The sequence below is a fragment of the uncultured Mailhella sp. genome, from assembly GCF_947631555.1.
Taxonomy (GTDB): Bacteria; Desulfobacterota; Desulfovibrionia; order Desulfovibrionales; family Desulfovibrionaceae; genus Mailhella.
Map to the genome: position 1 here is coordinate 1 of NZ_CANRLT010000106.1, position 5,806 is coordinate 5,806.

Below are 5,806 nucleotides of genomic sequence, written 5' to 3' on the forward strand. Positions count from 1 at the left end.
CACACACACACAGCAAGCCGGAACGCAGCCGGACGAAGCTTCCTTGAGACTACGCATTTTGATCTGATCGTCAGTCTTGGTGTAAATTGTGGGGCCGCATGGTATCTCAGAGATTTTGGCCTGCGAACAGCGTCTTTTCCTTTTGATTGGCTGCGCGGGGCCACGTTCAAGAGGCATATAGAACTCATACTTAATGATTTCAAGGGTTTTTTTGAAAAAGACAAGCTGAAAAAGATAGCTGCTAATGAACATAATGACTTCTATGAAGATAAAGAGAGTGGTTTCATTTCCTTACATGATTTTAAAAAAGACGTACCTTTAGATGTAGCTTATCCTGAAGTCATAAAAAAATATCAGCGCAGGATCAAGCGTCTTTACGACTCAGCTGGAGATGCGAGATATGTTCTTTTTGTCTGGTGGGGAATTGAAGGAGAAAGTATTTCTGATGAAGATATGATTGATGCGCAAAAAATGCTTTCGCAAAAATTTAATAAAAATGTTTATCTTTTGATGATTCAAAACGATAATACTATTAGCACTATTGAAGAAACATGTCCAAATATTTTTATTACAAATATTACAGCGCCTATCGACAACAGTAAAGGGGTCAAAGGCGATGAGGCAATAGGAAGTGTAATTTTTTCAAGAATAAAATTGTTGAGGCAGCGAAGAGCAAAGATATCCAGCCAATGTAAAAAAATATTGATTCAAATAGTTTGTGCTTTCGTCCCAATCAGATCAGTTCGATACAGAGTGCGGGTCATGCTGAAACAGAAAATACTTGGGCAAGATGCCTGATTGACCTTTTGCCGGTAAAGGATTCGAAGCTCTCCCTATGCTGCGTGGCATACCGCAGCTTTTTTGATGGCTGTTTTACCTCCAGAGGGGGTTGACAGGGAGCATGGAAAATTGCCGCCTCTCTTCCCGGTGATGCCGGGAAGAATGGCGGCGAGCCATCTCATAAACGTCTGAAAAGGGCTGCGGCGTTCACAAGCCAGGTCTTCAGCAGCTCAAGCCGCGGCCTCCCCCTCAGGTCATGGGTATATGCAGCTCCTGCCCGCAGGACAACCAAGGTTTTGCGGCGGATGTTCTTCCCTGGTCAGACCGATCTGATCATCAGCCGGGATACTGCTCCAGGGCCGTGTGATAGGCTTCAAGGGCCGCTTCCAGATACGCGCCCTGGGGACGCTGGGGCAGGCTCCAGGCCAGGGCGTGCAGTCCGGCGGCAAGGTCGCCCCAGTCCACCCAGCCCATATGGGCGAGGCGCAGCACCCGTTCCTTGAGTTCGGCCTGTCCCGCCGTGAGGATGACTCCGTATTCCCTGAAGGCCTTGTCCACCACGGGAGACGCGGGGATGTCCGGCGGCAGGGCGATGCTGGTCAGCCCCCAGGTGCAGCGGCCCTCTTCCTTGACCAGAAGCTCAAGTCCCATGGCCTTCACGCCCGTGCGGGCCATCTGCGTCAGCGCCCACTGCTTGCGGTAGACGGCGTCCATGCCGAATTCGAAAAGCATGGTCAGTGCCTCGTGCAGGCCCATGAGGAGGCTGATGGGCGATGTGTAGTGCGTCTGATTCTTGAGGCAGTTCGCCCGTTCCTGGAGCAGGTCGAAGTAGTAGCATTGCTGGGGCATGGTTTCCACGCGCTTCCAGGCGCGTTCCGAAAGCGCGATGAACGCCAGCCCCGGAGGCAGCATCAGTCCTTTCTGGGAGCCGGTGAGCAGGCAGTCGATTCCCCAGCCGTCCATGTCCACAGGGGAAATGGAGACGGCGGAAATGCCGTCGGCCACCAGCAGCACATCGCGGCCGCGGGTCACGGCCGCCGCTTCCCGCACCGGATGGAGAACGCCGGTAGAGGTTTCGGAAATCTGCATGAAGACACCGCGGATGGCCGGATCCGCATCGAGCATGGCGCGGATCTCTTCGGGGTCGAAGGAAGCCCCGGCAGGGCGGCTCAAAATCACGGGTTCAAGGCCGCGCATTTTCACAATGTCCACCCAGCGCCTGCCGAAGTATCCGGCTTCGGCCACCAGCACCTTTTCGCCCGGCTGGAAGAGGTTGAACGCCGCGGCGGTCATGGAACCGGTGCCGGAGGAGGCCAGCGGGATCACAGGACTTTCCGTGTGGAACAGCTTCTTCAGCAGAACCTGATTTTCGGCGAGCAGGGTTTTAAATTCCTGCTTGCGGTGATGCGGGATGGGAGCGGCCATGGCCAGCCGCACCCGGTCGGGGATGGGCGTGGGGCCTGGGGTGAGCATACGGACAGCCTGGATGGAAGACATGAAGCAGTACCTCTCCTTCAATAAGGCGAAACAGGGCGCGCCTGGCGCGGCAACGCTGTCCACGCTACAAAAAAAGCTCCGCACTGACAAGAGCGCGGCTTCGGGAAGAAGGACGTTCTTATCTATCCTGAAAACTCAGGCTCTCCCCTCGAAAATTTCTTTCACGAGGCGTTTCTTTCCCCGTGTCCGAGCGCAGTGCTCAGGCGGGGAGCTGGAACAGAAATGCCTTGAGGTAGGCCGTTTCGGGCATGGCCGGATGGATGGGGTGATCCGGTCCCTGAAAGCCCTGATAGAGCAGCCGGGCCGGGCGGCAGCGCTTTGCGGCTGCGCGGGTGACGGCGGCGCGCAGCGCATCCGCTTCCAGATGGTGAGAGCAGGAACAGGTCATGAGCAAACCGCCCGGCTTCACCAGATCAAAGCCCAGCTCGTTGACGCGTCTGTACGCTTCCAGCCCCTGGCGGGCGTCTTTTTTGCGCTTGATGAAGGCGGGCGGGTCGAGGCAGACGGCGTCAAAGCGCCGTCCCTGGGCGCGCAGTTCGGCCAGCCGTGCCAGTGCATCGCCCTGAAGCGTCTCGATGGCCGCTCCCGTGCCCTCGGCGTTCCGGCGGGCGTAGTCCAGAGCCTGGGATGAGGCATCCAGAAAGCACACCTGTCCGGCCCCGCGGCGGGCGGCAAGCGCGCCGAAGCCTCCGGCGTAGCAGAAGGCGTCCAGCACCGAACAGCCGGGCATTCCCCGCAGAGAGGCCGAAAGCGCCGCACGGTTCATGCGCTGGTCGTAGAACCAGCCGGTCTTCTGGCCGGAGCGCAGGGGCGCGGCATAGCTCACGCCGTTTTCCTCCACGGTAATTTCCTCCGGCGCCGTGCCCAGTGCATCCTTCTGAAAGCGTTCCAACCCCTCCAGCGCGCGGGATGCCGTGTCGTTGTCCAGCAGCAGGGAACCGGGGTGGAGAAGTTCGTCCAGCACCTCGATGAGCGCTTCGGTCTGCGCCTCCATGCCGGCCGTCGTCACTTGGCAGACCACATGATCGCCGTGTCTGTCCACCACCAGTCCGGGCAGAAAATCGCCCTCCCCGTGGCAAAGCCGGTAAAAGGGCCGTTCGAACAGCCGCTCGCGCAGGGTAAGAGCCTCAGAGAGACGGCGGCGCAGCAGGGCGGCGTCCAGCGGTTCATCCTCACGCCGGCTGACCAGGCGCACAGCGATGAGCGAGGCGGGGTTCACATAGCCTGTGCCCAGGGGCCGCCCGTCGCTTCCGGCCACCCGCACGGGCTGCCCGGGCGCAAAGGCCGGAAGCGGAGAGCGCTTTACATCGATCTCGTTGCTGAAGATCCACAGATGCCCGGCGCGAAGCCTGCGATCTTCGCCCTTTTTCAAAAAAATCGTTTCCATGTTTCCATCTGCCATCAATCCTCTCCTGCAGGGGGAAGCGGACGGCCTCGCCCTGAAGCAGGGGATGACGGAAAAGAAGTTCATTGCTTCGGCGCGTTGTCCATCACCCTTTTCGTCATGAAGGGAAGGTTTCAAACCTCACGGGAAGTTTTGCTGAAAAAAATGTCTGAAGGGAGGCCGTCCCGGTGAGCGTTCAGAAGAGCCGCAGGACAAAGATGCACAGCCACAGGGCCGCGTTCAGGGCCAGCATGAGGAAGACCGCCGCGGACGCCATGTCCTTGGCGTACTTGACCGCCAGGTCGCGTTCGCGGGTGATGCGGTCGAGCGTGACCTCGAGGGCGGTGTTGATGAGTTCCGCCATCATGACGAGCAGCCACGCCCCCAGCGCGATGAACCAGATGCCTGCCGGCTTGCCGCAGACGGCCAGAAGCACGATGAGCAGCACGAGGACGGCCGCCTCCTGGCGAAAGGCCAGGCTCAGGCGCAGACCCGTGCCCAGCCCGGCCAGTGAGTAGCCCGCGGCCTTGAAGATATGCAGGAATCCTTCCTTGAAATGCCGTGTGTCCATGGTCATTCCTTCTCGGGTCCTTTCCCGATTTCAAAGGAGCGGAACTGCCCGGACTGCCCGTTGGCCTTGGGGCATTCCTTGCGCAGATAGCAGATCTCACATGCGCCGTGGAAGGGGTAGGGCGTCAGAACGCTGAACTTGGGCAGCATGGAATGGGTCACGTCCTGGTAGTCCAGTCCCTCTGCTGCCAGAACCTCGCGCAGGGCCGCCGTGGGCTGGGGGGCGGGAGCGCAGCCCGCGTCCTCCACCTCCGGCAGGAGCTGATAGACGGCGCACTGGCACATGGTCTGGGCAAGGGCGCTCAGGCGGTAGCCGTATTCCGAAGATTTGGCCCATTCCTCGTCCACTTCCTGTTCCACGGAAGGGTCAAGCCACAGGGCCAGGTAGCGGCCCTTGCCGGTTTCCAGCTTGACGGCGTGCAGCAGGGGAAGCCAGCGCTCCCAGGTGTCGGCAAGCTCTTCCAGAACCTTGCCGCCCAGCCGTTTTTCCTGAAGCAGGCCCAGCATAAGTTCAAAATCGAAAACGGGACGAACGTCCAAAGTTTCCCTGGTGTAGCTGTTCATGTTTTTTTCCCTGGCTAAAAAATGCTTTCAAATAAATGATGATACCTGCCGGGGCTTCCACCCGTCAAGGGCGAAACGTTCATCTTCCGCACAGCTGCCGGGCGCGGTTCCGTCTTTACTTGTCCTGCAAGGCAGGATAGAAGAGGGGGGAGACCGCATCTGCGGCAGCACAGCGAGGTGACCATGAGCCAGATGAAATATCCCAGCCGCATCCGTTATGAATACACCCAGGATCCGGACTGCCGGCTTCAGTACACGCACGGCGTCTGGGGCGGGATCAATCCCCAGGGAGAAATCGAAGTCAATTTCTATGTGGAAAGCGACAAGCTGCCTTCCTTCTCCGAGCGTCCTGTGGAGCCGGACGGAGCCTTCGGCGCGGAAGTCGTCCCCTTCGATGAGGAAGAGCGGGTCATCACGCGGCACATCCATTCCCGCGTGCTCTTCAACTACCACACCGCCCGCGCCCTGATGGAATGGCTGGAAGAGAAGATCGACACGCTGGAGCTGGAAGAGAGCGCCTCCTACGACGCCGACGACCCCGGAGCGGGAGTGCAGCAGTGACGCCCAGGCGCAGCCGCTGGCAGATCGGCGGCGAGGACGAGGAAGTCCGCGTCAGCCGCTCTCAGAAGAAGCGGGACAGCGCAGCACTTCAGGCCACCGGAGAGACATTGGCCCGTATGCCCGCCGCACGCCGCGCCCTTCTGCCTCTGCCACCGGAGCTGAAAGACAGTCTTGAGGAATACGACCGTCTCTCGGCGTTCGAGGCCAGACGGCGGCAGCTCCAGTACATCGGCCGCCTCATGCGCGAGGCCCGCGAGGAAGGGACGCTCCAGCCCCTGCTGGACGCCCTGGCCCGGCTGGAATAGCCTTTAAGAGCAGCCGAACTTCCAGTTCGGCGAAAGGCGTCCTTCGGCCACATCCCTAACCGCCGGAGGCGCGAGCGTCAGCGAGCTGATAGCGAAGGCGGCGTGTTTGTCCGGCTTCTGCCGGCAAACATGGTTACGCCGCCGA

Annotated in this window: 7 protein-coding genes; 3 read left to right on the forward strand and 4 right to left on the reverse strand. The window is 59.5% G+C overall.

Annotated features, from left to right (window positions below; translation table 11 throughout):
• The coding region (locus tag Q0Z94_RS10725) for a DUF1796 family putative cysteine peptidase (RefSeq protein WP_298069573.1) at positions 1-798 on the forward strand (798 nt) is incomplete at its 5' end.
• A 318-nt stretch (positions 799-1,116) separates the two neighbouring features.
• Here the strand turns inward: Q0Z94_RS10725 and Q0Z94_RS10730 are convergent.
• From Q0Z94_RS10730 to Q0Z94_RS10745, 4 genes are all read right to left on the reverse strand, one after another.
• Complete coding sequence (locus Q0Z94_RS10730) at positions 1,117-2,277, reverse strand: alanine--glyoxylate aminotransferase family protein (protein ID WP_298069575.1); 1,161 nt, start codon at positions 2,275-2,277, stop codon at positions 1,117-1,119.
• A 199-nt stretch (positions 2,278-2,476) separates the two neighbouring features.
• Complete coding sequence (locus tag Q0Z94_RS10735) at positions 2,477-3,664, reverse strand: class I SAM-dependent rRNA methyltransferase (protein ID WP_298069583.1); 1,188 nt, start codon at positions 3,662-3,664, stop codon at positions 2,477-2,479.
• Positions 3,665-3,857: 193 nt separating this feature from the next.
• The gene (locus tag Q0Z94_RS10740; protein WP_298069576.1) at positions 3,858-4,232 is read right to left on the reverse strand and encodes a diacylglycerol kinase; all 375 of its coding nucleotides are present in this window, start codon (positions 4,230-4,232) and stop codon (positions 3,858-3,860) included.
• 2 nt (positions 4,233-4,234) lie between these two features.
• A complete protein-coding gene (locus tag Q0Z94_RS10745) occupies positions 4,235-4,795 on the reverse strand; it encodes a hypothetical protein (protein ID WP_298069578.1) in 561 nt (186 codons plus the stop codon).
• Positions 4,796-4,978: 183 nt separating this feature from the next.
• Between Q0Z94_RS10745 and Q0Z94_RS10750 the strand changes: the two genes are divergently transcribed.
• Together Q0Z94_RS10750 and yjgA are read left to right on the forward strand one after the other, a co-directional pair.
• Positions 4,979-5,356 (forward strand): hypothetical protein, encoded by a 378-nt coding sequence (locus Q0Z94_RS10750; protein WP_298069579.1) that lies wholly within the window; start codon positions 4,979-4,981, stop codon positions 5,354-5,356.
• A complete protein-coding gene (gene yjgA, locus Q0Z94_RS10755) occupies positions 5,353-5,661 on the forward strand; it encodes a ribosome biogenesis factor YjgA (RefSeq protein WP_298069581.1) in 309 nt (102 codons plus the stop codon). The genes Q0Z94_RS10750 and yjgA overlap by 4 nt, the downstream gene beginning before the upstream one ends.
• Positions 5,662-5,806 lie beyond the last annotated feature (145 nt).